Here is a 23,887-nt window from a genome sequence, read left to right on the forward strand (position 1 = left end):
ATTATATATTGTTAATAATTTGTAAATAAAAATTAAATTTTATTCACGATTTTTAATTAAAATCCATCCGGAGTAGGATACTGGCAATTTTGTATCCGGCTCGATCCATCGTAATACATACCAGTAAGTTCCTGTCGGTAGGGGTGCCCCGTTTATTTTTCCGTCCCAAGTATAGCTTTTATCGGAGGATTTATGAACGATCGCTCCGTAACGGTCTGCAATTTCAATAGAAACATTCTGCTTGATTCTGAGGTCGGAATAATTCAGGACATCATTATGGCCGTCACCGTTCGGCGTAATGGCATTAATCAGGTTCAACACCAAAAATTCTGCAGTTACCGGAGAACATCCGTCCACACTGGTTACATAGACCGTATGAATCCCTCTGGAAAGCCCGGTAAAAATGTTGGAAGACTGATAATCAATGCCGTTCAAAGAATATTTATAAGGTGGTGTTCCACCCGAAACGGAAATCGTAGCGTTATAGCCTGAAACTTCAATTTTAGTAATTTTTGGCGCAGGTGCTGTTGTTACATTAACGAACTGACGGTATACACAGCCATTGAAACCAAGATCTACATAGTAGCTTCCTTCTCCAACAATTATAGATTGTGTAGTGGCTCCCGTACTCCATAAATAGGAAATAAATCCGGAACCTGCATCCAATGTAGTGGTGTCATTTGGACAGACCACTTTATCAGTCAATATCGTTGATTTTTTCGGTGCTTTTAAAATGATCGTTAAGACTCCAGTATTCGGACAGGCCGTAGCACTGGTGAATCTTATATAGAAAGTTTGGGTACCCGTGATGGTCTGAACGGAAGGAATTGCATTTGTTCCTGTCTGTGCGTTGGCCAGCGTCGAATAAAAAGCCATACTCACTCCCGGATCAGCCGTGAAAAGGTTTTTATAATTATTCAGGTTAGCACTTTCCGAACCGTTGACATCGCTGTCGCAGATTTCAGCATTGCCATTGCCTGAAGCAAGTGTAATTCTGTTGCCGATCTTGAAGTTAATCTGCCCGAAAGCGGGAGGACAAGTTCCCGTAAGCGCATCTACCCGTACATATACGGTGGTATTTGCGGTATAACTCCAGTTTGCCGGTAAGGTATTGTTGTTCCCTGCATTGGCATCCGTTTGAAGCAGGTAATATCTCACATTAAAGTTAGCAGAACCAGTTACGATCTGAGGCGTAACGCCGGGAAAATTCACATTCACAACACCATCGAAATTATCATCACAAAGGGTGGCGTTATAATTGGCGGTATTGATATTAGGAAGTGGGGTAATCGTTAAGGTGATCTGGGCAACCTTTGAACATCCTGCCGATGAGGTTACATTGGCATAAATAGTCCCGGCCGGTCCGTTATAAACTGCTGGATTGGCAATAGGTGTTCCCGTCATGGCCGAATTGGTAAAATACTGAACCGTTGTTCCGGAATCAGGAGTTACATTGACGGAAGTAAGATTGAAGGTTCCGTTTCCGGTTGCATCTGCACAGGAATTTAAAGAACCGTTGTTCACATTAGGTAGCGGATTTACCGTTAAATTAATCTGGGCAACCTTTGAACATCCTGCCGATGAAGTTACATTAGCATAAACAATTCCCGAAGGTCCGGAGTAGGTTGTCGGATTGGTAATCTGCCCGGTTAAGTTTGAATTGGTAAAATAAGTTACCGTTACTCCCGGATCAGCGGAAAGATTTACTGAAGTAAGGTTAAATGTTCCGTTTCCGTTCGTTCCGGCACAAACCGTTAGGGAACCATTGGTTACATTCGGCAGCGGATTTACTGTTAAAGTGATCTGAGCAATTCTTGAGCAGCCTGTCGATGAGGTTACATTGGCATAGATAATTCCTGAAGGCCCGGAATAAGTTGTTGGATTCGTGATCTGTCCCGTTAAATTTGGATTGGTAAAATAAGTAACTGTAATCCCGGGATCGGAAGAAATATTCGCTGAGGCAAGATTAAAGGTTCCGTTCCCGTTTGTTCCTGCGCAGGCCGTTAATGAACTGTTATTAACTGTTGGTGAAGGGATAACCGATAATACGATCTGAGCCGTTTTCGAACATCCATACTGCGAAATTACATTGGCATAAATAGTTCCTGCCGGCCCGTTGTAAGAGGCCGGATTGGCAATCGGTGTGCCTGTAAGAGCCGCAGTGGTAAAATACTGAACCGTAGTTCCCGAATCGGGGGTAACACTTACGGAAGTAAGGTTATAAGTACCGTTTCCATTGGTGTCTGCACATGAGCTTAATGAACCGTTTGTTGTTTGAAGGACATCGGTATTAATCACAATCTTAAAATACTCAAAATCAGCAGGGCTTCCATTCCCTTGAACATAATAGATAAAGGTATCCGTAGTATCTGCTGTAAGACCCGCGTTCGGCGTATAGGTAATCTGGCCTGTTACAGGATTCACCGTGGCCGTTCCTGAAGTTGGGGCCAGAATAATGCTGGTGTTGGAAGGAACAATGGTCTGGGTAGAATTGGTAAATACCGGTGAAACCACTTTCGTATTACAGGATCCTATATTATAGGTTGTCGTTGTAATAGGAGGACAAAGGGTATATGAATAAGCATTTGTTGCAGCGTATCCGCAATTGTTTTTTGTCACTACGCAGGTGTAATTGCCTGCTCCGTATGTTTCAGGATTGATCGAATAGGAAGTGGCTCCCGGAATCAAGGTTCCGTTAAGGTACCACTGGTAAGTGTCGTACGAGTTATCTACCTGTAATAAAATTCCGGTATAGCAGTCGCCGGTTTTGGAAATTACGGGAACTGATGAAAAGCCTGCAAAATAACCTCCGTAACCCACAGCACCGCTACCTGCAGCTATACCCGCCGTTACGGATTTTGTAGAATTTACTGTGACCGTACCGCTTACATTAGGAACAGTATAGGTAACCCAGTTCGGATTTCCGTTTACCGGAAAGGGACCGTTTGCTGTTGCGATAGGCGTTCCGTTCAAAGTAACGGTTGCTCCGGTTTGGGTAATGATATTTAACCGGGTATTAAATGTCTGGCTTCCGATTTTATTAATAAATCCAATTTCGTCTACTTTATTGGGCATATAACAGCTTAATGGCGGGATGAAGTTCATTCCTCCGGTCGCATATTCGTTTCCGCTTGTGCTGGAAACCCCTGCCAGTAACTGATAAACGTAGATGTTATTATTTGACGAGATCCCCATGTTGTAATTATCTCCGGTTCCGTGCTGAATGTAATTAATGCTGGGAACCATGTAATACTGCCCTGCATTCAGGGTAATTCCGGAAGGGATGCCGTTAAGGGTAATATTCGTACCATTCTGGGTAGCGACAATAAGTGCTGTTTCCATCTGGGAATTTACAGTTCCGTTTCCTTTTACCACCACAAATTCTTTTCCCAACCGATCAGTAGGGACGGCCTGATCCATCAGGATATCATTGTTGGTAAAATTTAAACTGGTGTAAATTCCATTGAAATTTCCGTTTGTAACGGAAATCGGTTTTGTCGACTGGATCTTTGCGCCGATCAGTCCATCCAGGTTGTTTACGGAATCGGTGCTTAAAGCGTCCAGGATATAAGACTGTCCTTTATTTAAGGTAAAAGTTTTGGTCGGACTCGAAGTTCCGTCTGAGAATACGACATTGGGGTTATAGCCGGAGATCACAACGGAAGTATTGTCTTCTGTTGCCGTAACGCCTATCGTAGAGTTTACATAATTTGCCGTACCGGTGATCGGGGCCATTCCGACATAAAAAGTTGTCCCCAGACCTGCCAGTCCTTTGGAAGTAATGATTTCCGCATGATTGGGAACTGAAAACCTGTAATTGGCAAAAAACTTCTTGCTCCCTTTCAGATATACTCCCATGGAATTTGGGGTGAAAAGATCGGAAGGATTATCCGTTATTAAGAAATTGTTGGGAATGCTTACCTGCACCGGATTCCCTTTACTTACCTGTACTGTCGTAAAAAGGGAATTGCTGTTATAAATCTGTACAGAAAAAGGAGTTACCACATCTGTAGACAGATATAGATAACCCTGTAAGTTCGCTGTTCCTGCTTTGGAAGCCATTGGCGCAAACCAATGATCCGTGTCAAGCTGGGCATTGCATAATAAACAAAGAAATGTACAAATGGTTAGTAGAAGTTTTTTCATATTTCTCAATAAGGGATGCAAATGTAAATATTAAAAATCAATTTTTTACATAAAATTTAATTACTAATTTCTATAATATGAAATATTGTTGAATTTTTAATATTTTTTTAATATCACAGTGTATTCCATAAACAGAGAAATAAAATGAGACTGTCCTTTTGGGACAGTCTCATCATTATTTTTAATCTGAAAAGATTATAAGCTTACTCTTACAAATCCGGTTACTTTAAGGTCTCCGTTTACAGATTTTACATAGTCAGCTACAGACATGCTGCTGTCTTTGATGAAATCCTGGTGTACCAAAGTGTTGTCTTTGTAGAATCTCTGCATTTTACCTTTAAGGATGTTATCGATAATGTTTGCAGGCTTACCTTCTTCTGTAAGTTTATGTCTTTCGATTTCCAATTCTTTGTCGATCGTTGCCTGAGAAACTGCGTTCTCATCAAGAGCGATCGGGTTCATAGCAGCTACCTGCATAGAAACCGCTTTAGCCGCTTCGCTAGCTCCTTCTACGTTAGCAGAAAGTGCAGTGATAGAAGCGATTTTGTTTCCTGCGTGGATGTAAGCTCCCAAGAAAGGCCCTTCGATTCTTTCGAATGCACCGATCTCGATTTTCTCACCGATAACTCCGGTTTGCTCGATTAATTTTTCAGCAACCGTAAGCCCGTGGAAATCAGTAGCCAATAATTCTTCTTTTGTAGCTGCGAAAATTGCCATTTCAGCCAATTCGTAAGCCAACTCGATGAACGCTTCGTTCTTAGCAACGAAATCGGTTTCACAGTTCAAAGAGATTACAACACCTAACGTGTTGTCTTCGTTTACTCTTGCGATTACTGCACCTTCAGTAGACTCTCTGTCCGCTCTGTTAGCCGCAACTTTCTGTCCTTTTTTTCTAAGGATATCTACTGCTTTTTCGAAATCTCCTTCAGCTTCTACTAAAGCTTTCTTGCAGTCCATCATACCTGCACCTGTTTGGTTTCTCAATTTTGCTACGTCTGCAGCAGCTGGTGTATAAGACATAATATCTATTATTTTTTTATTTAAGGTTTAGTATTAATTTTTAGCTTAATTTTAAAGCGATGCAAAGATAATGATTTTAATGATAAACTAAAAAATGACTTTTTGCGTTATTTGTATATTTAATAAATTTTTAAATGTTTACTTAATGAAAAAAATATTCTTCCTCATATTTTTATGTATTTTCACCCTCGGTTTTTCTCAAAAAAAGAAAAAAACGAAATCCAAAGCCATCGTAGAAAAGGAAACAGCGATCATTTATACGGAAAGTGATGCAGAGGCAACGGCCGAGGCTAGGGTAGTGGCCGGCTTTCTGAAACAGAATCCGGGACACGCCAAAACCGATTATTTCAAGAAGAAGCTTATCCAGATGATTATGGCCAATAATTCTCCTGAGGCCAAACCGACAATTAAAGCAGTCAGCGAAGATAAAATCCGGCAGATGGTTCTGGATAACAATAAACTGAACAATGCCAAGACCATAGCCGCTGCCAGTACGGGTTCCGCAAAAACAGAAAACGCATTAGGCGGAAGCAAAAAATCTTCCGGGGCCAGCGAGCAGAATAAAAGGACAGCCGCGATGCTTACTCACTTGTTCAACAACGATCCAACGGATAAAGAAGCTTATATCAATATTAAGAACCGGTCTAAATGCAGGCTCATCGTAAAGATCAACGGGAAAAAATATTACAACCTGGATGTTCCCGCCAACGGGCAAAATTTCCTGCTGGTGGAAAAAGGAGAGTACGTCCTGACTACCATGGTCTGCGATGCTAAGTATTCTTCCCTGAAAAAGATCAATAAGGATATTGAGATTGAACTGAATTTAAGTGAATAAGATTGTATTATAAAAATAAAAATCCCGGTTAAGAAAATTCTTAACCGGGATTTTTATTTTATCCTTTAAATTGCCCCATCGCAATAAATTTGTCTTGTCTCTGGGTTTCCAATTCTTTTCCTGTGAATTTTGAAAAGGCTTTGATGTTTTGCAATATCGAGTTTTTCAGATTCAGATAAGTGGTTTCCGGATCGTAATGTGCTCCGCCCAGCGGTTCTTCTACGATGCCGTCGATGAATTTCTCTCTCAGGGCATCTTTCGGGGTAAGATTCAGGGCATTGGCGGCATCTTCCTTGTGGTCCCAGTTTCTCCAAAGGATGGAAGAGCAGCTTTCCGGTGCAATTACCGTATACCATGTGTTTTCAAGCATGTATACTTTATTTCCTACACCGATTCCTAAAGCACCGCCACTAGCTCCTTCACCGATAATATAAGTGAAGATAGGCGTTTTAAGCATGGTCATTTCGAAAATATTTCTCGCAATGGCTTCTCCCTGTCCTCTTTCTTCCGCTTCAAGTCCCGGATAGGCTCCCGGAGTGTCAACCAAGGTTACTACCGGAATTCGAAACTTTTCAGCCAGCTTCATCAGTCGTAACGCTTTTCTATATCCTTCAGGATTCGGCATCCCGAATCTTCTGTGCTGTCTTTCTTTGGTAGTTCTTCCTTTCTGGGTACCGATGATCATTACTTTCTGGCCATCAAGCGTGGCCAAGCCGCCAATCATGGCAGGATCATCTGCAAAATTCCGGTCTCCGTGAAGTTCCAGAAAGCTTCCTTTATCCACCATTCCGTTGATATAGTCCAGGGTATAAGGACGGTCCGGATGACGGGAAAGCTGTACCCGCTGCCAGGGTGTAAGATTTCCATAGATTTCTTTTTTCTTTTCTATGATTTTATCCTCGATCTGGCTGCATGCTAATTTTACATCAACACCACTTTCTTCTCCTACTAAAGAACACGTTTGGTATTGATCCATTAATTCTTTTATAGGAAGTTCGAAACTTAAATATTCCATTCTTGAAGTAAATTAAATCTTTCAAATTTATGAAAAATTATCAAAAACTATTTAAAATTATTAATTGCATTGTTTATTCGGGTGATAGTCTCTTCTTTTCCAAGAAGTTCCATGATGTCCGGAACATCCGGGCCTTTCAGTTCGCCTACTAAGGACAATCGTAGCGGCATCATCACTTTACCCATTCCCAACCCTTTGTTTTCCGCAAAATCATGCACGGCCTGCTTCACATTTTCAGCACTGAATTCCACGGCTTCCAATTGGTAAGCAAGTTCCTGCAAAATTCCGGAAGTTTCATCATTCCATGCTTTTTTCGATGCCTTTTCATCATAAGCAACTGGCGCTTCGAAGAAGAATTTTCCATTTTCGTAGATATCTTTAGGGAAAGTTGCTCTCTCTTTCATGAGATGAATGACCTTTATTAATTTATCATCAGAAAGCGTCAGATTTAAGTCTGAATCTTTTAAAATCTGAAGCAAGTCTTCGTTGGATTTCTGCTGAATATACTGATGGTTGAACCATTCTGCTTTCTCTTTACTAAACCTTGCTCCGGCTTTATGAACTTTATTTAAATCAAATTCTTTGGTCATTTCATCCAGCGACAAGATTTCCTTGTCATCTGCAGGAGACCAGCCCAATAGAGCAACCATATTGATAAATGCCTCAGGGAGATAGCCACTTTCCCGGTATCCTTTGGAAACATTTCCGGTTGCAGGATCCGTAAAGTTTAGCGGAAATACAGGGAATCCGAATTTATCACCGTCTCTTTTGCTTAACTTTCCTTTTCCTTCCGGCTTTAAAATTAGAGAAAGATGCGCAAACTGAGGAGCTTTCCAACCCATTGCCTCATATAATAATGTATGTAAACCTAAAGATGGCAGCCACTCTTCACCGCGAATCACGTGTGAAATTTCCATTTCATGATCGTCGATGATGTTGGCGAAATGGTAAGTCGGCATCCCGTCGTTTTTTACCAGCACTTTATCATCTAAAGTATTGGTATTTACCGAGAATTTTCCACGGATGATATCTTCCAGGTTCAACGTTCTGTCAACCGGCATTCTGAATCTCACCACATAGGGTGTTTTGTCATCCAATAACTGCTGTAACTCTTCTTCAGAAAGGGTTAAACTGTTTTTTAGCTGATTTCTTGTTTTATTGTCATAAGAAAAGACATCGCCTCTTGCTTCATATTCAGCACGGATGGCATCGAGCTCTTCAGCAGTATCAAAAGCGATGTAGGCATACTCTGTTTTTAAGATCTGCGCGGTATACCGGTCGTAGATATCTCTTCTTTCGGATTGTCTGTACGGAGCAAACTTCCCTCCTTTTTTAGGACTTTCGTCGGCAATGATTCCACACCATTCAAGGGCTTCCTCAATGTATTCTTCTGCTCCTTCCACATATCTTGCCGTGTCAGTATCTTCAATTCTCAATACAAATTCACCGCCCTGGTTTTTAGCAAAAAGATAATCATATAATGCCGTTCTTACGCCTCCCAAATGTAATGGTCCCGTAGGACTTGGAGCAAAACGTACTCTTACTTTGTCCATTTCAATTTTATTTTGGTGCAAAGGTAAGAGACTTTACTTTAAAAAAAGGAATTCTATTTTGGATTTTTAAGAAGGATATAATTTTTATATTCCCCGAAACGGATTTTTAGTAAGTCTTCGATAGGCTGCAGGTATTTATCCTTTTTTTTCCAGACCGCCTGGGATTTGTCATGGTTGAAAACAAAGGTATAAGCGGCAATCGCTTCTGCCATAACCTGAGGGTGCGTCCCTTTAAATTGGGTTACCCGGTCTACGGTATTATAATTGAACTCGTTCTTCGGTGCTTCTTCCAGCTTTTTATCCGTATGGCCGTAATAGTATACGAAGTTATTGGCTTTTAAAGACATGGTTCGTTTGGATTTTACGGAACTGTAATGATAAACGGGAGCATTTAAGGTTAGCACTTTCAGCTTTTCTCCTCTTTCGGATCCGTTCTCATAATTTTCGATGGAATTGAATTTCCTGAAACCCTGAGAATCAATATAGGCCCTGATTTTAGGATTGTATTTAAAAATTCTGATTTCATTTCTATGAACCCTGCGGCTGTTCCGGATATGGTTGTAATCGCCCCAGAAATGAATGAAAGGCTGAAGCAGCCCTTCCACTTCTTTATACCGATCAGCTTCCTGCATCTTTGCCAAAATTAAAGGATAATCCTTTTCATGTAAAACCTCATCGGCCTGAATGTGGATTACCCAATCTGCGGACGGAGATACATGGGTAAATGCAATATTGCATTGCTGAGCAAATATTTTGCCTCCCCGTGTCATGGAATCGTCCCAAACCGTATCAATGATTTTTATCTTTGGATCGTCGAGACCCAAAATAGCTTCTCGGGTTCCGTCGGTAGAGTCTCCGACTGCAATTACCAATTCGCTACACAAAGGAAGCACGGATTTTATCGATTCTATAAAGGGAACCCCGTAGGTAAAGCCATTTCTGACATAGCTGAATGCACTGATTTTCATTTAGAAATATTAGCAAAAAGCAAAAGTCTGATTTTTTTCTTAAAGCCGCAATTATTTTGGAAAATTAATTTGATTATGGTGAGCTTACTCAATTACAATAGATTGTTAAAAGTAATTTAAGTACATGTAAAGTGCATTTAAGGTAAGATTGAAAATTTGAATTATAGTAAATTTTTGTCGATTATTAGATTTAAATTATATTCATTGTATAGTGATATATATCATTTCTACAAATTTATTTCACATATTGTAGAGTATTATCTTTGCTGAAAATTGTTAACTATGAAAAAACAAATTCTTTTTTGCTTTAGTAGTCTACTAATGCTCTTAATGGCTTCATGTTCTTCTGAAGAACTAAATAATGAGGTTGCAGAAAATTTGAAGAACTCTGGAAGATCTCTTACTGGAAAATCAGCCGGAGATGGAATCTATGATGTTTTAGGACATGGATATAATGCAGCAGGTGAATATGCCAATTCCAATTCTGCAGGATTTCAGGTAATAGATATTAATAGGTTTCAATTAGAACAGCCAGGAAGATTGATTACTGAAAATACTTTTTCTCAAGAGTATATAGAGGAATATGCAGAAAATGCAGAGGCTTATTCTAAAATGGTTTCCACAAAAGTAGACGTAACGGCAGGATTCAAATTATTTGGTCAGTCGATAAAAGCAGGATTTAATTCTGCGGTAACGAATACTAATAAATTTGATGCTAAATATATTTATGGAAGTTATAATCTTGTAATTAAGCAGCGAAGACTTCGATTTAATGCGTTACCTGGTATGTTGGGTGATTATCTTACTCCTGAGTTTACCCAGGATTTACAAACAAAAACACCACAACAAATTGTACAGGACTATGGAACACATGTAACTTTGGATATTTATACAGGAGCAAAAATGGACATAATGTTTCAGTCTGAGACAACTAACCAAGATCGTGAGCGGGCTGCTAGAATCGGTGTAAAAGTGGGAGTCGGGAGTATTTTTGATATTAATGTTACTAATGATGTGAATACTACGGAATCTAATAAAAACTATTCTCGAAAGTTGTCTTATAGAACAAGAGGCGGAGATCCGTCCAAAGGACTTGTTGGTGAGATAAATTTAGAACAGACGAATCCTAAAATTAATATTTCAAACTGGCAAAATAGTTCCACTCCTAGTAATTCTGTTTTAGTTGATTTTGGAAATAAGGGTTTAATTCTTATTTATGATTTAGTAAAAGATCCAACAAAGAAGGCTCAATTAAAAGCTTATGTAGATCAATATTTGATTGATAATAAAGTTAATTTAGATTATATAACTAATATTTACTCATATTGGAATGGTATAGCAAAAGATCATTATTATACTCCTAAATATGCTAATAATATTGGAGATTGGAATTATGAACATGTTGCCTTTAAAGCGCCTTCAAAACAAATTGATGACGCAGTAGCCATTTATTCATATTGGAATGATACCGATTATGATCATTACTATTCAACAGTTAATGCTTCTACAGTAGGAGGTGGAAAATGGAAAAGTGATGGAATTTTATTCTATGCTTATTCATATCAGAAAGGAGGTACTGTCCCAATTTACCAATACTGGAATGCAACCGATAAAGATCATTATTATAGTGTAGATAATTTACCAACCGCCGGAGGAGGTAAATGGATTAATGAAGGAATTGCTTTTTATGCTTATCCAGCCAATTGATTTGTAAAATATATCTAATTAAAATGAAGTTTTCTAAGAAAACTTCATTTTTGTTTGTAAAGTTGTTATTTTAATTTTCAATATCTAAAATAGTTTTTTTGTTCACCTGTTATTTTGGAAATTAATTTACTTTTGTAATCCTAAACCTTAGAATATGTTAGAAATTGGAGAAAGACCATGGGGGAAATATTATGTTCTAGCTGATGAGCCTCATTATAAATTAAAGAGAATTGAGGTAAATCCCGGACAGAAACTTTCTTACCAATATCATCACAAAAGACAGGAGCAATGGACCATCATCGAGGGTGATGCTACTGTAGTTCTTGATGGTAAAGAAATTAATCTTGCTTACGGAGAGAGCATCTTTATCCCTCTCGGAGCAAATCACAGAATGATGAATCTTTCTAATAAGCCTGTTGTTTTCATTGAAGTGCAGACTGGGACTTATTTTGGGGAAGATGATATTGTGAGATTGGAAGATGAATATGACCGGCAATAAATAATAACACACTAAGGATGTCCGCTCATGTAAGAAAACAGAATATATTGATTATTCTGCTTCTGATTTTTTCGTTTTCCTGCTCAAGAGAGGAAGAGAGTTTGTATGCTGAAAATGTAGAGCCTGTTTCAAATAACAACAGTTATACAGGTCCTGTAGATTACCTTACCGATATAGGTACCATTAATATTAATGTTATAGCAAACGGAAATCACCCAGGAAAGAATGATCCTTCTTTTCTTAAAAATATTAATTCGCCTAATGTTGGCTATTGTCATCCGGATGTTCAGTATTTTCCCAATGGATTCAACGGATATAAATACTGGATGGTTTTTACTCCCTACTTCGGTACAGTAGGAACGGCACAGGATGCAAAGAGGTATGAGAATCCTACTATTGTTGTTTCTAATGACGGTTTAAACTGGAGCCCTGCAACTTCTGCCCAGGGACCGCTTCAAAGAGCCCCGGCTGTTAATGAGAGTTTCTCAGAGAAAAAAGAGGAACCCAAACAAGGTTTCTGGTCCGATGTAGACTGGACCTTTGAAAATAATAAATTTTCTTTGTATTACAGAGGTAGCTTTATCAAGGCAACTGCCTTTAAAAGCAGAGGAGCAAAAAATCAGAACAATGTCCGTAAAGCAGATAAAAATGCTCAGCGAACGATTGTAAGACAAACTTCCGCCGATGGTATTCATTGGGGCCGTCTCGAAATAGCATACACCAGCAATTTGCCTTATTCTCCTAAAAATAATCATATTATATCACCAAGTTTCGTATATAATGGGACGGGGTATGTAAGTTATGAAGTAGAGAATAATATTAGCCCTAATTTTCCAGGAAATGATCCTTCATATGTTATCAGAAGAACGTCCGCTAATGGACTGGATTTTTCAAATTTCAAACAAAGCAAAGTCGTTAATTTTATTAACAAGCCATGGGCACAGGTAAATCCGATGTTTGCTCCTTGGCATATCCAGGCAACTTATGTAGATGGCTATTACTTTTTATGCATTGCCGCCGGTGATGTTAAAAAATGTACTGCAGATACTCTCTATCTGGCATTCTCCAAAGACGGAATGAATTTTAAAGTACTGCCTATACCTTTAGTAGAACACAATACTTATAGATCATGTGTTTTCCCGATGACAACTACAAGCGATGTTATCAATTTTGGTGCTGTGATTGCTTATAAAACCGGAGTTTTTAAATATAGAGAGTTTCAATTAAATAAACAGAAAATAGACGAATGTCTTTCTAAATAACGTCATGGCTCCTGAGAAGAATCAAGTGGTTGTATCTGTTGTTATACCTGTATATAATGTTGAGAAATTTCTTTCTGAAACCATTGAAAGTGTTCTTAATCAAACTTTAACGGATTTTGAGCTTATTTTAATAAATGACGGAAGTATTGATCGTTCTCCTGAAATATGTGAGGAATATAAAAAAAGAGATAGCAGAATTAAATATTTCTCTCAGAAAAATGCAGGGGTTTCTGTGGCCAGAAACTTGGGGCTTTCCCATGCAAAAGGAGAGTATGTGTTTTTTATGGACTCTGATGATACGATCGATCAGCTATTTATTGAAACATCGTATGAATGTGCAAAAGAGCAGAATAGTGATTTTATTATAGTGGGAAACCATTATTGTCGGATGTTGCCAAATGTCTCAGCGTTGCCTACCTGTGCCCAGTTTGTACGCATAGAATTTTTAAGAAAATATCAAGATATCCGTTTTCCTGAAAATATTCAACCCTGTGAAGATGGATTGTTTTCACACCGTTTGATAGCTCTTACAGATAGAATTGGGATGAACCGTCATGGACTTTACTACTACAGGTCGCACGAAAATCAGAATAATCTGAAAATTAATGAAAACACAGAAAAAATTATTCAGCAAATTCCGATTTGGCTTGAAATTTTAAAAAGCTTTTATGCCAAGTACGATTTATACAAAACTCATGCTTCTCATTTGGCATTATTTGTAGAGCATGAACCTTTTGGACTCAGATATCTTAATACACCTTTTACTGAAGAGCAGAAACAAAGATTATTTAACATTATCAGAAATTTTGTTGATGAATATGTTATTCCTCATCTGAGAAAAGAGGATTATGCTAAATTAAGTTTGCCATTCATGCACTTCATCCATACCAGTAGTTCTTTTGAATTTAACGAGAAATATAAGAAATACTTGAAAAATAAAGTATTGAACAGGAAAATAAGATTACTGTTTGCAAGACTTATCCCTCTTAGTAAAATCCGCCGTGAGCTACGGAAAGAAATAAATATAAAGTATTCCTAATGAAAATTCTTTTAATTCAGCATCTTAATTTTCTGAATGGATCTGGCGGAACAGAGAAAATCTGTACTTTTTTAGCCAATGGTTTTTATAATGTTGGACATGAGGTAGAAATAGCAACGTGTCAAAATATTGACGGCAAACCTGTTTTCCCTCTAAATACCGGAGTAAAAATAACCAATATTTTTTCTGATAAAATTCATCAAACAGAACTGAAGCCTCTTTTCAATTATAAAGGTTATAGCCCTATAAAATGGATTAAATATAAAATCAAAAAAAAAATAGCTAAAAAGGCCAATAAAGAGATTCTGAAAAGAATGGGTGGGGCTGAAGGACTGTTTAAAGATAATCTCAGAAATCGGGCACAGGCATGGAAAAGTTATATAGAATTACAACAGCCGGATATTATTATTACCATGTCTGTTAGCTCAGTATTGGAAATTACTTTTGAAAATAAATACCGCATTCCTATTGTTAATTCAGTAAATGGAAGGCCGGATTACGATTATTCGGATATTCTTGGATACCGCAGTCCTTTTGAAATGGATTTGTTAAGAAATGCATATAAAAGTCTTGCCGGAATTCAGATTTTATTTGAAAGCTACCGGGATTTCCTTCCACAGACCTTCCAGGGAAAAATGAGTGTGATCCCAAATCCGGTTCCCCAATTCGGTAATGATGAGATTGTAGAACACAAGGGCTCAAAACATAAATATAAGATTATTAATGTTGCCTCTTTGGCCAACCACTGTAAGCAACAGCTGCTTGCCATTGAGGCTTTTGCGGCTGTTTCAAAAAAGTATCCTGAGTGGGAACTGCATTTTTGGGGAGAGGGTGACGATTTTAATTTTTTAAATGATAGAATAAAGACGCTCGACCTTGATGATAAGATATTTTTAAACGGCTTTACAGATGATCCTGTCTCAAAGCTGAAAGATTCCGATATCTTTATTTTCCCAAGTAAATATGAAGGTTTTCCTTTAGCTCTTACAGAAGCAATGTCGTCAGGTTTACCAGTATTAGGGCTTTCTAATTGTTCAGGTGTTAATGAGCTGATAGATCATAGCCTGAATGGCTTTCTCGCAATAGATAATGACGAATTGGCTGTTTATCTCGAAAGGCTAATCCAGAATTCTGAGCTTCGTTCAATAATGGGTAAAAATGGCCATACAAAAATGAAAAAATTTACTCCTGAGTCCGTAATTGCTTGTTGGGCATTTTTTTTAGGACAAATGACCAATTGATAGTTAAATTTTCAATTCTGATTATAAATCTTTTCAAACTTCGCTAATGTGGTAATAATGGTTGAAGACCGTTAAAAAAATCCTTAGGCTTCTCAAAGGTGCTAATTATATAATTAATATTTATTTATACTGGAATAGCTGTTAAAAGATCATTTCTATAATGCAGATCATTACCAACTTCTGAAGAAGATAAGTGGATCAATGAGAGGATTGTTTTTTAATACATATCCGGCCAATTAACTCCGCAAAATACATTTAATAAAAAATGATGCATCCTCGTGAAACTTCATTTCTGTTTTATAAGGTCATTGTTTTCACTTTCAATATTTAAAATACCTTTTTATTCACCTTTTATCGTGGAAATTAATTTACTTTTGTAATTCTAAACCTTAGAAAATGTTAGAAATTGGAGAAAGACCATGGGGCAAGTATTTTGTTTTGGCAGATGAGCCGAATTACAAATTAAAAAGAATTGAAGTAAATCCGGGACAGAAATTATCTTACCAATATCACCACAAAAGACAGGAGCAGTGGACTATTATTGAGGGGGATGCTACTGTAGTTCTAGATGGTAAAGAAATTAAATTAGCTTATGGCGAAAGTATTTTCATTCCACTTGGGGCAAAACATAGAATGATGAATCTTTCTGATAAACCTGTTGTTTTCATTGAAGTGCAGACCGGAACTTATTTTGGAGAGGAAGATATTGTAAGAATTGATGATGAGTATGATAGAGCGTAGAGTGATGTTATATGCAAAATGATATTTCTTTTTTAATAGGATTAAAAAATAACTTAGAATATACTCGATTCTTTTATCGCCATGTGAGAAGTATATATCCTGAGGTAGAAATTGTTTTTGTAAGCTATGGTAGTACAGACGGTACTCATCAATGGCTGGATCAGCTGGATGATTCTTTTCTGAAATATTTTTATTCTGAAGAATCCAAAACATTATCTGATACATATAATAAAGCAGCAGAGATTGCTACTAAAAAAAATATATGTTTCCTTCATAATGATATGGTCTTAGGAAATTTTTTTTTAGAAAATTTATCCAGAGATATGGTTGAAAATGAACTTAATTTTTACAAGGTTATTGAACCTCCAATCTTTACAGGCGACTTCCGCGACTGGAAAGAAACCCATGGTTTTGGAGATGATATTCATTCGTTTGATTTTCAGCAATTTTTCGATTTTGAAAAAACATATATTTCTGAAAGAGAAGAAGCTGTGAGTGAAACGGCTCATACTTCATTTTTTTTATGTGTCCGAAGAAAGGTGCTGCTTGAAATCGGAGGCTTGGATAATCTTTTTAATCCCATGTTTTGTGAAGATGATGATTTAATTATTCGTCTGAGATTATTGGGGTTGAAAACAATGCAGCTGCATCGTGCACTTGTATATCATTTTGTGAGTAAAACATCAAGATTTTCCGAAGAGTATGAAAATAAAACAAAAACCATTGAGCTAAAATCCCAAAGAAATTTTATAAGAAAATGGGGCGTAAGTAATGGTCCAGTACTGCCTGTAAAATATGATATCGGGATAATAGTAAAAAACGGAAATTTAGATACCTTATACAGACTAGAGCATTTCGCAAATACAATTTATGTCGATTTTCCGTTTGATGATTATATTGTAAAAGAGCAGGTAAATACCAAATATGATTTGCGGGAACGGATAAAACCAATTTCTCAACTTCAGAAGCACGATGTCATCATACATCTTAATGGTAAGGCAGCTAATCAGAAAACAATGAATATGATAGAGAACATATCTCATATTATTTTTGAAAACAAAAGTAAATATATTAATCCCTCTGTTTTTCAAAAGTTATTCTTAAAAGTATTCAAGCCTTATAGACCGCTAATCTTCTTTAAAGAAGCTCCGAGAAAGGAAAAGTTACTTATCTATAAAGAACTGTTTTAATGAAAATATTAAGAGATTTATTACCTTTGCCTACGATTTCATACGGTATTACTGTTAATAATGAAGCCGAAGAAATCACTAAACTACTGGAGGTTTTATTACCATTAGTTAGTAAAAAAGATGAAGTTATCGTACTGCAGGACACGACTAATAAAGACGAAAGGGTATCCAAGATTCTCGATACATATAGAGATAAAATTATACGGGTAGAAGCAAAGCTCAACGGTGATTTTGCCACTTTTAAAAATAATTTGATAAAAACCGCATCCAAAGACTATCTTTTTCAGATCGATGCGGACGAAATACCCAAAGCATCATTAATAAATAAAATAAAATTTTTTCTGTTCAAAAAGAATAAATATGATGTTTTTATGGTTCCAAGGATTAATATTGTGAACGGAATAACCAACGAACATATAAAAAAATGGAATTGGAGTCTTAATAAAGACGGATACATTAATTTCCCTGATGCGCAGGATCGTATATTTAAGTTAAATCAAGGGATAAAATGGGAAAATAAAGTGCATGAGAAACTTTGCAATTATCAACAAAAAATAGCGTTGCCTATTTCTGATTTTTCTATGTGTCTTCTGCATATAAAAGAAATACAAAGACAAGAGCAGCAAAATTCATTTTACGACACCATTCAATAATGAGCTTATGAATAACAAAGTCATTCTAGATGCAGATGTAATTGCTGATTTCTATAAAGATAACCGAACCGGTATTTTCAGAGTAACCTTCGAACTATTTAAAAAATTGAGCGAGAATAAAGATATTAAAACGTTTTATTCCCACTTAGCTTTTTTTAATGGAGAAACATCTGTTCAGGAATTAGATGATTTTTTTATTAATAATCATGTAGAGATTCAAGCGGTAAACAATAGAAAGAGAAGAACATTTCTTCCCTTCCGCAAAGAAAAGCTTTTCAAATATTTATATAAACAGATAGGAATTTATAATTATAGAAATATTCATTATAAGATGTTATTTGAAGAAGCTGGAATATTTCATTCTTTTTATTATCCCATCCACAATGATGTAAAGAAATATTCACATTTAAAAAAGGTAATTACTATTCATGATCTCATCCCCATCTTATTCCCTGATCTGCATTTTACGGCAGAACTCATAAAGGAAATTGTTAAAAGTATTGGTACAGATGGTTTTGCTGTCTGTGTATCTGAAAGTACCAAAAAAGATTTGTTGGCGTATGCCCCTTATCTTAATCCGGATCATGTTTTTGTAAATCATTTAGCCGCCTCAAAAGAACTTTTTTATGTTTGCCGGAATAAAAAAAAACTTACTAATATCACGAATAAATATAATCTTCCTGATAAGTATTTTTTAAGTCTGGGTACTTTGGAGCCAAGAAAAAATATTGATCATGTCATAAGAACCTTTTTAAAACTGATTAGAGAAAATGAAATTTCAGATATGAGCCTGGTATTGGTAGGAGCAAAGGGATGGAATTTTGATAAAATTTTTAATGAGTATGAAAGTGCGGAAGAACTGAAGGACAAGATTGTTTTTATTGGGAAAATTCCTGATGAGGATTTGGCTAGTCTATACAGTAATGCACATTCTTTCTATTATATGTCACTATATGAAGGATTTGGATTACCACCGCTGGAAGCTATGCAGTGTGGTGTCCCTACGGTTACATCCAATACTTCTTCATTGCCGGAAGTTGTGGAGAATGGAGGGATTATGCTGGATCCTCATGATGAAAAGGCTTTGTATGAGACAATGCTGCGTTTATATCAGGATGAGAGTTTTAGAATGTATTATTCTGAAAAGGGGTTAGAGCAGTCCGAAAAATTTTCATGGCAACTGAGTGCAGAAAGACAGGTTGAAATCTATAAAAAAATCCTGGAAATCAGATAATAACTGGGAATATTGTTAACTTACTGTCTGGGTTATTGATGAGATTATGATGTTTCTCCATTTTTCAATAGCCTTTTCTTCTGAAAAATGATCAATAAAATATTCTTTTACTTCATGGCTCATTTTCACATAATATTCTTCGTTTTGCAATAACGATAATATATTATCTCTGAATACTTCAGGCGAATTGCCTATCAGACATCCATTTTTCGTTTTCGAAGAAAAACCGTCAATAGCTCTTTCTGTTCCCACAACAGGAAGTCCATAAGAAAGGGCTTCAATGACTTTTATTTTGATGCCCGTCCCCTCAAGCATTGGGCAAATGGCAATTTTGGATTGATGATAGTATTGTTCTAAACTTTCTGCAAACTCTATTAATGTAACATTCTTCCTTTTTTCAAGATGTTTACATATTCTTCCAATAATGATTATATTAATATTTTCGGGTAAAAGATGATATACGTTTTTGAAAAACCATTGCATAGATTGGATATTGAAATAATTTTCAGAGCCAACAAAAATTAAATCATACTTTTTATCCAAATGATGGTTAAAATGAGAAATAAAAGAAGGTGGAATGTTGATGACTTTATTTTCTAAAAATCTTTTAAATACAGTGTTTTCGTCTTCAGAAATTGTAATAATTTTGTCAAACTTCGAAAGATTGTTGATTTCTTCATTGAAACGCTTTCCTATATCCAGTTTTTTATTTTTATAAAATTCGTTCAATGTAATCCAGTCGTGGGTATCTATAATCTTTAGCGTATTTTTCATAGCTGCATGCTCAATTAGACCCGTCCAGAATTCGTAATTAATAACAACAGCATCATACTTTTTGGCAAGAAATAAATTAACAAACTCTTTTTTTGCAAAAGCGGTCAGTGCAACATTATATTCATTAGGCTTTTGATACATTTTGGAAAACTTATGTTGCCAATAATCGAAAGATGTTTTATTCTTAGGTGGTCTCTGACGGATTAAAAATAAATTATCGACAATATTGGTATCAACGGCAGTAGAGTCTTTTTGTTCACGATAAATGTCTTCTACCCCCACCAGATCAATACGATGTCCCAGCTTTTTTAAAATGGTAAGTGTGGTTTTTGCCCGCGTTACATTTCCTGCTCTGTTGGAGAATGGATTTTCGGGAAAAAAAAATAAAATTTTTTTTGACATTTATAACGTTTTTATAGCTGAATTGAATGTATTGAGAACGGAATCCCAAGAGTAGTTTTCCAGAACATAGTTTTTTGCTCTGGTTCTTTCAGCTGCAGATTCATCCGGGGATTGAGTGAGATAAGAAATAAGGGATTGCGAAAATTCATTACTGTTCGCAAAGCTTTTTCCGGTTTTGCTTTTTTCTACATGCGAGTATAGGACATTACAGTTCTTATTTACAATCACAGGAACTTTCAGCAGCATTGCTTCTAATGTGATTAAAGAGAGGCTTTCATAGAAGGAGGGCATGATAAGTGCGGCTGCATTACTTAGCAGTGCATTTTTCAGATGATGATCCACAAATCCTGCAAGAATAATATCCTCTCCTTGGGTTATTTCTGGGTCTAAAGCGTTTTTACCGGCCAGCACCAGTTTGATATCCTGGTGTTCGGGATAATTTTTTTTAAAGTTTCTAAAATACTCAATCATCATCACACAACCTTTGTCCTCTACAATTCTTCCGATGTAAACAAAGTATTTTCCGGTAGAAAGATATTCCGGCAATTTGCCTGTAGAAGTATCGTAATCGTCAAAACCGATCCCTGCAATTTCCGAATTTATGTTTTTTGTCTGTGGATAGACTTTCTCAACAAGATCTTTTTCGGTTTGGGTATTATAGATGATGAATTTAGGTAGAGAGAACAACGTTTTATAACCATCAAGGTAAAATTGGGGTTCATCATGTGCTGTTGGAATCAGGATACTTTTCTTAGCTACTTCTTTAATACCTACATTAGTAGGATGATATAAATAGGTAAAAAAAATAAAAGCTTTATAATTCTCTTTTTCCTCTTTGATAAAATTAATTAAATTTCTAGAAAAAGGTCCTTGTACTTCCAGCCATTCGTTGAAATTAAAAAACTTCTTATTATACTTTCTTCTTTTGTATAACAAATAAGCAAAGTTTAGAAGGCTGAATTTCCGATTAGTGTACTTATGAATATTTCTGACTATTTTGCTAAGTTTATTAAACCTTCGCAGATCCTTTTTCAGGGTTTCAAAACGCCTTACTTTAATCCCGTTAATATTTTCTGTTCCTTCTGAATAATGATTATTCCAGAATTCATATTCTATTGCACACGTTGTAAGGACTTCCACTTCATGATATAAGGAAAGTTTCTCGGCCAGCAGTTTTGCATGCAGTTCCGCTCCTCCGTTGATCTCCAAACCATATCTTTGGACAACTATGGCAATCTTATCTTTCATATATTAAATGTTGATGAAGCCTGTTTATCTGCCTTTTATTTTCTTTAGAATTTCGTTTACCTTTTTTCTGGCTTTATTATAAAGTCCTTTTTCCAGATATTTTACCCGCTTTTCTAAAATCTTATTTTCACTTATAATTTTCAGCAGGTTATTTTGTGCTTCAAAATCATCTCTCTCCGTCAGGATTTTATTTTTAATGATATCAAGCCGGGTCTTCATCCGGTTGCCTATAGCTTCTAATGAAAAGTACGTCTGAATATCCGCCTTTGCCTTTTGCCCGATCTCTGCAGCATACTCCTGATTTTCGAATACGAATTTCATGAGTTCGGCAGCGTGATCCGTATCAGGATCAGACCAGTAATTATTTTTTGGCAAAACACTTAAATCCACTTCATGCTTAAGCATTTTATATTTAACTAAAAAGGAATTATTGATATGTGTAAAATCCAGATTCCCGGAATACCCTGTGGTAATCACAGGCTTTCCAAGAGCCATTGCCTCTGCTATTGTAAGGCCGAAACCTTCTGAACGGTGAAGAGAAATATAGCAATCTGCTTTGTTCATCAACGCCAATAATTCAGGTCTGCGAAGCATCTCTTCTTTATAGATAATGCTTTTGTTGCTTCCAATTCTTTCTATTACCTTTTTCTTCGCTTTTCCGTGCTGATTGGATAGGGAAGTTTTCAGGATGAGTTTTACCTTTTCATTGTGAAGTCCAAAAGCCTTTTCATAAGCGTCAATTAAACCTATTGGATTCTTTCTTTCAATTAAACTGTTATAATCGAAAACAAATAAAAAATTAAAACAGTCATCGGACAGTCCCGTTTCAAAATCAGCATCTATATCCTCCTGTTTAATATCAATCGGATGAGGAATATTCACCACAGGAATGGGCGCTTTTAACGACATCGAATCAAGACAGTACCTCGAGCAAGTCCATATTTCATCATAGAATTTAAAATATTCTGCATACACATCCGGAAACTCTTCCATTTCCCATGCCCAATAGCCAATATTGTATTTCCCCTGAAAATAATCTGTTGATTTTTCCTGAACGAAACTTAGGATAGCATCGATATTTAAATGAACAATATTTACAGGATAATTATTGATATTATCCTCAAAACTTACCGATGTATCATTGAGACGGTTTCTAACATTTTGGTTAAAATTAATTGGTTTTGCAGGAACCCCTACTTTTTTAAGCGCATTCAGATTATTGCGGATCGCTTCCCCAAATCCGATTTCTGCATTAAAAAAGCCAGACATATTTACTCCAAATATCTCTTTATTGTCACTCATATCAATTAATTTTAAAAATTTCTTTTAATTTTCTTTCAAATAGCGCTTCTTCCCCTAATACCATCTCTTTATAAACTTTAAAATGGGGAATATGTTGTGGGTAGTTTTCCAGAACGGTTTTTATTTTGCTGATAATTTCAGGAATCCGATCTTCGCTGAAATCAAATTTATATTCATCAGGAATCATCAGGTCTTCATAGTAAGCGGAAGAGCCATTTCTCCCGGAAATAATACAGCAGTCTTGGGATACGGATTCTCTCAGCATTTTGTCTCTCCCAGGATTCTCACCAAAATCTACATACAACAGAGATTTTGCCATCAGATCCTTTATCTGGACAGCATTCATATTTTGAATAGGGACCCATTGCAGTTCAGGAGAAGCCTGAATAAGTGCTGAAATTTCTTTTTTCCCTTTTTTCGGGTTATATAATATCGTTTTATTGCTCAGATCTTTTACAATAGGTTGTTTGCTTTCCACAAACAAAGGGTTGATGTAATCACACACAAAATCGATCTGGCTTTCAGGAATGCCATGATCCTTTAAATAAAGACTAGACCGGAAAGACTGTGCCCATTGGAAGACATTGGGAAGTGGCTCAAAATAGTATTCCCTATCTTTTTGTTGATAGAATAATTTTGTGAAAAAGCTTTGTTTCCTTATTCTGTAATCCATTAAAATATTATAAAAATCCACACTCAGCCACCAAATGACTTTTTGACTTTTAGGATATTTTTTAATAAGGAAGGTCATGGATTCCGGAATAATCAGGATATTTTCCGGGCTATCTTCAAATGAGTTTATTTCATGGGTTTTGTAAACACCGTAATTTTTTGCTTTGGCATTGCTTCTTTGGGGAACGTAATGCATAAATACATTTTCGTAATTCAGCTCATAAAGCTTATTAGAAAGCTGATGTAATGCTTCCGGACCACCTGTAACTTTTCTCGGAGGACAGAATATGATGATAGAGGAAGTATTTTTATAGGAGATCATAAGAGGCTTTAAATAATTGAATTTGAAAATTTTTGTCAGTTAGTAATGCTATAATACCATTTAA

19 protein-coding genes are annotated in these 23,887 nt (G+C 36.4%); 10 read left to right on the top strand and 9 right to left on the bottom strand.

Annotation, left to right across the window (positions count from 1 at the left end; genetic code table 11):
- Positions 1–39: 39 nt before the first annotated feature.
- Positions 40–4,146, bottom strand: a complete 4,107-nt coding sequence (locus QE422_RS04355) for a T9SS type B sorting domain-containing protein (protein ID WP_307455357.1) — start codon at positions 4,144–4,146, stop codon at positions 40–42.
- A 195-nt stretch (positions 4,147–4,341) separates the two neighbouring features.
- Positions 4,342–5,166: a translation elongation factor Ts gene (gene tsf / locus QE422_RS04360; RefSeq protein ID WP_294302556.1), complete on the bottom strand. Its 825-nt coding sequence runs from the start codon at positions 5,164–5,166 to the stop codon at positions 4,342–4,344.
- Positions 5,167–5,311: 145 nt separating this feature from the next.
- Between tsf and QE422_RS04365 the strand changes: the two genes are divergently transcribed.
- Positions 5,312–6,001: a DUF6759 domain-containing protein gene (locus tag QE422_RS04365; protein WP_307455365.1), complete on the top strand. Its 690-nt coding sequence runs from the start codon at positions 5,312–5,314 to the stop codon at positions 5,999–6,001.
- A 58-nt stretch (positions 6,002–6,059) separates the two neighbouring features.
- Here the strand turns inward: QE422_RS04365 and QE422_RS04370 are convergent, their stop codons facing one another.
- The 3 genes from QE422_RS04370 to QE422_RS04380 are packed head-to-tail and all read right to left on the bottom strand — an operon-like array spanning position 6,060 to position 9,537.
- Positions 6,060–7,016, bottom strand: a complete 957-nt coding sequence (locus QE422_RS04370; protein WP_307455367.1) for an acetyl-CoA carboxylase carboxyltransferase subunit alpha — start codon at positions 7,014–7,016, stop codon at positions 6,060–6,062.
- A gap of 47 nt (positions 7,017–7,063) precedes the next feature.
- Positions 7,064–8,569, bottom strand: a complete 1,506-nt coding sequence (gene gltX / locus QE422_RS04375; protein WP_307455370.1) for a glutamate--tRNA ligase — start codon at positions 8,567–8,569, stop codon at positions 7,064–7,066.
- Positions 8,570–8,622: 53 nt separating this feature from the next.
- Positions 8,623–9,537 (bottom strand): hypothetical protein, encoded by a 915-nt coding sequence (locus QE422_RS04380; RefSeq protein ID WP_307455372.1) that lies wholly within the window; start codon positions 9,535–9,537, stop codon positions 8,623–8,625.
- Between the two features lie 282 nt (positions 9,538–9,819).
- Between QE422_RS04380 and QE422_RS04385 the strand changes: the two genes are divergently transcribed.
- From QE422_RS04385 to QE422_RS04425, 9 genes are all read left to right on the top strand, one after another.
- Positions 9,820–11,244 (top strand): MAC/perforin domain-containing protein, encoded by a 1,425-nt coding sequence (locus tag QE422_RS04385; RefSeq protein ID WP_307455374.1) that lies wholly within the window; start codon positions 9,820–9,822, stop codon positions 11,242–11,244.
- Positions 11,245–11,398: 154 nt separating this feature from the next.
- On the top strand, positions 11,399–11,743 hold the full coding sequence (locus tag QE422_RS04390) for a phosphomannose isomerase type II C-terminal cupin domain (RefSeq protein ID WP_307455377.1): 345 nt from the start codon (positions 11,399–11,401) through the stop codon (positions 11,741–11,743).
- A 17-nt stretch (positions 11,744–11,760) separates the two neighbouring features.
- A complete protein-coding gene (locus QE422_RS04395) occupies positions 11,761–13,005 on the top strand; it encodes a hypothetical protein (protein ID WP_307455380.1) in 1,245 nt (414 codons plus the stop codon).
- Positions 13,006–13,009: 4 nt separating this feature from the next.
- On the top strand, positions 13,010–14,044 hold the full coding sequence (locus QE422_RS04400; protein ID WP_307455383.1) for a glycosyltransferase family A protein: 1,035 nt from the start codon (positions 13,010–13,012) through the stop codon (positions 14,042–14,044).
- Positions 14,044–15,285, top strand: coding sequence for a glycosyltransferase (locus QE422_RS04405; RefSeq protein ID WP_307455386.1), 1,242 nt, complete (start codon positions 14,044–14,046; stop codon positions 15,283–15,285). The genes QE422_RS04400 and QE422_RS04405 overlap by 1 nt, the downstream gene beginning before the upstream one ends.
- A 396-nt stretch (positions 15,286–15,681) precedes the next feature.
- Positions 15,682–16,026 (top strand): phosphomannose isomerase type II C-terminal cupin domain, encoded by a 345-nt coding sequence (locus QE422_RS04410; protein ID WP_307455389.1) that lies wholly within the window; start codon positions 15,682–15,684, stop codon positions 16,024–16,026.
- A gap of 11 nt (positions 16,027–16,037) precedes the next feature.
- Positions 16,038–17,216, top strand: a complete 1,179-nt coding sequence (locus QE422_RS04415; protein ID WP_307455392.1) for a glycosyltransferase family 2 protein — start codon at positions 16,038–16,040, stop codon at positions 17,214–17,216.
- Positions 17,216–17,869 (top strand): glycosyltransferase, encoded by a 654-nt coding sequence (locus QE422_RS04420; protein WP_307455395.1) that lies wholly within the window; start codon positions 17,216–17,218, stop codon positions 17,867–17,869. The genes QE422_RS04415 and QE422_RS04420 overlap by 1 nt, the downstream gene beginning before the upstream one ends.
- 7 nt (positions 17,870–17,876) lie before the next feature.
- A complete protein-coding gene (locus tag QE422_RS04425; protein ID WP_307455397.1) occupies positions 17,877–19,103 on the top strand; it encodes a glycosyltransferase family 1 protein in 1,227 nt (408 codons plus the stop codon).
- Positions 19,104–19,118: 15 nt separating this feature from the next.
- On the opposite strand, the gene QE422_RS04430 is transcribed toward QE422_RS04425, so the two are convergent.
- Genes QE422_RS04430 through QE422_RS04445 form a run of 4 tightly spaced genes read right to left on the bottom strand, consistent with a single transcriptional unit; the run spans position 19,119 to position 23,823 of the window.
- Positions 19,119–20,279: a glycosyltransferase family 4 protein gene (locus QE422_RS04430; protein ID WP_307455400.1), complete on the bottom strand. Its 1,161-nt coding sequence runs from the start codon at positions 20,277–20,279 to the stop codon at positions 19,119–19,121.
- Positions 20,280–21,527 (bottom strand): glycosyltransferase family 4 protein, encoded by a 1,248-nt coding sequence (locus QE422_RS04435; RefSeq protein ID WP_307455402.1) that lies wholly within the window; start codon positions 21,525–21,527, stop codon positions 20,280–20,282.
- A gap of 24 nt (positions 21,528–21,551) precedes the next feature.
- Positions 21,552–22,829 (bottom strand): glycosyltransferase family 4 protein, encoded by a 1,278-nt coding sequence (locus QE422_RS04440; RefSeq protein WP_307455405.1) that lies wholly within the window; start codon positions 22,827–22,829, stop codon positions 21,552–21,554.
- 1 nt (position 22,830) lies between these two features.
- Entirely contained in the window at positions 22,831–23,823 is a 993-nt protein-coding gene (locus tag QE422_RS04445; RefSeq protein ID WP_307455407.1) for a hypothetical protein, read from the bottom strand.
- Between the last annotated feature and the right edge of the window lie 64 nt (positions 23,824–23,887).

Origin of the sequence: Chryseobacterium sp. SORGH_AS_0447 (assembly GCF_030818695.1) — a bacterium.
GTDB lineage: Bacteria > Bacteroidota > Bacteroidia > Flavobacteriales > Weeksellaceae > Chryseobacterium.

Excerpts from the sequence above, each read along its gene's own strand:
- QE422_RS04355 (WP_307455357.1), bottom strand. The coding sequence starts at position 4,146 with ATGAAAAAACTTCTACTAACCATTTGTACATTTCTTTGTTTATTATGC.
- tsf (WP_294302556.1), bottom strand. The coding sequence starts at position 5,166 with ATGTCTTATACACCAGCTGCTGCAGACGTAGCAAAATTGAGAAACCAA.
- QE422_RS04365 (WP_307455365.1), top strand. The coding sequence starts at position 5,312 with ATGAAAAAAATATTCTTCCTCATATTTTTATGTATTTTCACCCTCGGT.
- QE422_RS04370 (WP_307455367.1), bottom strand. The coding sequence starts at position 7,016 with ATGGAATATTTAAGTTTCGAACTTCCTATAAAAGAATTAATGGATCAA.
- gltX (WP_307455370.1), bottom strand. The coding sequence starts at position 8,569 with ATGGACAAAGTAAGAGTACGTTTTGCTCCAAGTCCTACGGGACCATTA.
- QE422_RS04380 (WP_307455372.1), bottom strand. The coding sequence starts at position 9,537 with ATGAAAATCAGTGCATTCAGCTATGTCAGAAATGGCTTTACCTACGGG.
- QE422_RS04385 (WP_307455374.1), top strand. The coding sequence starts at position 9,820 with ATGAAAAAACAAATTCTTTTTTGCTTTAGTAGTCTACTAATGCTCTTA.
- QE422_RS04390 (WP_307455377.1), top strand. The coding sequence starts at position 11,399 with ATGTTAGAAATTGGAGAAAGACCATGGGGGAAATATTATGTTCTAGCT.
- QE422_RS04395 (WP_307455380.1), top strand. The coding sequence starts at position 11,761 with ATGTCCGCTCATGTAAGAAAACAGAATATATTGATTATTCTGCTTCTG.
- QE422_RS04400 (WP_307455383.1), top strand. The coding sequence starts at position 13,010 with ATGGCTCCTGAGAAGAATCAAGTGGTTGTATCTGTTGTTATACCTGTA.
- QE422_RS04405 (WP_307455386.1), top strand. The coding sequence starts at position 14,044 with ATGAAAATTCTTTTAATTCAGCATCTTAATTTTCTGAATGGATCTGGC.
- QE422_RS04410 (WP_307455389.1), top strand. The coding sequence starts at position 15,682 with ATGTTAGAAATTGGAGAAAGACCATGGGGCAAGTATTTTGTTTTGGCA.
- QE422_RS04415 (WP_307455392.1), top strand. The coding sequence starts at position 16,038 with ATGCAAAATGATATTTCTTTTTTAATAGGATTAAAAAATAACTTAGAA.
- QE422_RS04420 (WP_307455395.1), top strand. The coding sequence starts at position 17,216 with ATGAAAATATTAAGAGATTTATTACCTTTGCCTACGATTTCATACGGT.
- QE422_RS04425 (WP_307455397.1), top strand. The coding sequence starts at position 17,877 with ATGAATAACAAAGTCATTCTAGATGCAGATGTAATTGCTGATTTCTAT.
- QE422_RS04430 (WP_307455400.1), bottom strand. The coding sequence starts at position 20,279 with ATGTCAAAAAAAATTTTATTTTTTTTTCCCGAAAATCCATTCTCCAAC.
- QE422_RS04435 (WP_307455402.1), bottom strand. The coding sequence starts at position 21,527 with ATGAAAGATAAGATTGCCATAGTTGTCCAAAGATATGGTTTGGAGATC.
- QE422_RS04440 (WP_307455405.1), bottom strand. The coding sequence starts at position 22,829 with ATGAGTGACAATAAAGAGATATTTGGAGTAAATATGTCTGGCTTTTTT.
- QE422_RS04445 (WP_307455407.1), bottom strand. The coding sequence starts at position 23,823 with ATGATCTCCTATAAAAATACTTCCTCTATCATCATATTCTGTCCTCCG.